1 protein-coding gene is annotated in these 1,992 nt (G+C 53.6%); it reads right to left on the reverse strand.

Translation table 11 applies throughout. The annotated features are described in order from the left end of the window. Window positions 1-91: 91 nt before the first annotated feature. Window positions 92-1,465, reverse strand: a complete 1,374-nt coding sequence (locus ACZ53N_RS37205) for a glycosyltransferase family 2 protein (protein WP_469145114.1) — start codon at window positions 1,463-1,465, stop codon at window positions 92-94. Window positions 1,466-1,992: the final 527 nt, after the last annotated feature.

Genomic DNA, 1,992 nt, shown 5'->3' on the forward strand with positions numbered 1-1,992 from the left:
GCGACCCCCGCAACTACCTGGCTTTTCTCGGCCTCGCAGCAGCGATCTGCTGCTACAAGCGACTCGTCCGCCTCACCACATAGGACACGGTCTAAGTATCCTTGGCAACAGGCCCCGTTAAGAAAATTTCTGAATTTCTCCTGGTCTTCGACCACCCGTTTCTCCCTAATAGCAAACGAGTGACGGCGCGCCAAGTGCAGATATAGAAAGTGTACACAAAGCAGGCATAAGTCAAGCCCCAATGAATGCTGCGTAGCAGACTGATTTGAGGCTCACACCTTATGCGATACAGAACCCCCCATACCGCGAACTGAATAAACCCAATAGACAAATAGGAGGCAATCAGCAGGATTCCGCTCAGAGTTAAGACGGAGTGATCGTGTCCGGACAATGCGCCTTGGATGAACAGGAATACAGGCAACGGATAGAGAATGGTACCTAGCAGTTGCAGCCAAGGCTGCATCAGGAAGTAAGTTAGCTCCACCACTCCGCGCCCTGTTAAGCGAGGAGATTTCCAAATATGCGGCAGATAGCGCATGCACTGTATGGTTCCTTGGGCCCATCTCGTGCGCTGAGCGAGAAGCCGGCGCAAACTCCATAACCCCTCTTGCTCAACCCATGTTTTATTAGTGTACCGGCAGCGGAACCCTGCGAGTAACTGATGAAGGCCGAGTTCGAAATCTTCGAGCAAAGAGCCTTTCCAGGGCCCTATCCCTCTACTATCATCTACTGTATCGAGTGCAGTCAGTCGAGAAAATTGCCCGTTGCCACCCATGCATACCGTATCGGTGATTTTCCTGACTCTCTGGATTGCAGAAATGGAAGCCCGAAATTCGATGTCCTGCGCACGGACTAGCGATTGGGCGAGGAGTCTCGATGGATGTCGATTATACGCACCAGGCGGCAAGCTATCACGATTTACCATCCTTACCTCGACTTGCGCCGCCCCCACCTCTTCATTGCCAAATAGTTGCCTCCCCGCGCAAACGTCCAGGCAATTGAGAGCCGGTCGGGCATCTGCGTCAAAGATAGCTACAATGACGCGAGTGCGATCTACCGATCTGGGCAAGTAGGCATTCAACGCACGGTAAGCTTCATTCAAAGCCTCCCCTTTCCCGACTCGTGCGTACGGTAATATTCTGCGAATTAAATGCACTCGATGATCCCCTTCGGCTACTTCCTCAACGATGTCAGGCGTAGCATCTTCTGACCCATCATCCACTACCCACAAATGCGCATTTGGGAATCCTGAAACCATATATTCTAGCGTAGTGGCGATCACGGCCGCTTCGTCGCGACAGGGAATGAAGAAGTGCCACTCGAATTGGTTCGCTTCTCCGGGTAATTCTAGATGGTGGCGCAGGAATTGGGTAATTAGCAGTACGACATAGGCAAGGAAGACTCCGCTGAGAATCAGCGATACGGTCAGTATCCAGTCAATGAATGTGATTTCACTAAAGTGCATCCACTTCCCTCTCGGGATTAATTTTTTACTGTCGGCAACGGCTGACCCCGCAGGCTAAATAGCCCGCATTAGAGTCGGCTCGACATACCCCATGAAATCTCCGGAAGTAACTTAAACAGAAGATGCTGGCACCTCAAGGCGTTCACGCCTAAGGCACTCCTGGACTTCCACTGGCTGAGGGTCTATGTAGAAATTTGTGATGCCGGCCACCCTGCGGTCATGCATGGCGTTACGGCAAGGGAACCGAGGAACTCTTCTCATAGTTACCATGATTCGTGAAGGGAAGGAACTTCGCTTCTACCTCACATATAGAGGGCCGGAAACCGCTGTGGTGACGGCAGCTCTCTCTGCGCCTCCGGCCGCCCAGCGGCGGTCCTGCCGGCGGGGCTTGTTCCTGCCCTGCCACGGCCGCACCTGCTGCCTCTCGACGACCTAGAGGTTGTCCCGTATGGGGTGTGAGTTATCTGGTGAGGGCCAGGTTGTAGAGCCGGGCGATGCCGAGCATGGCCTGGTGAACGCCGTTGCGC

The sequence above is a fragment of the Streptomyces sp. NPDC033229 genome, from assembly GCF_055576875.1.

Bases quoted from the DNA above. Each gene is read 5' to 3' on its own strand.
- ACZ53N_RS37205 (WP_469145114.1), bottom strand. From the start codon at position 1,465: ATGCACTTTAGTGAAATCACATTCATTGACTGGATACTGACCGTATCG.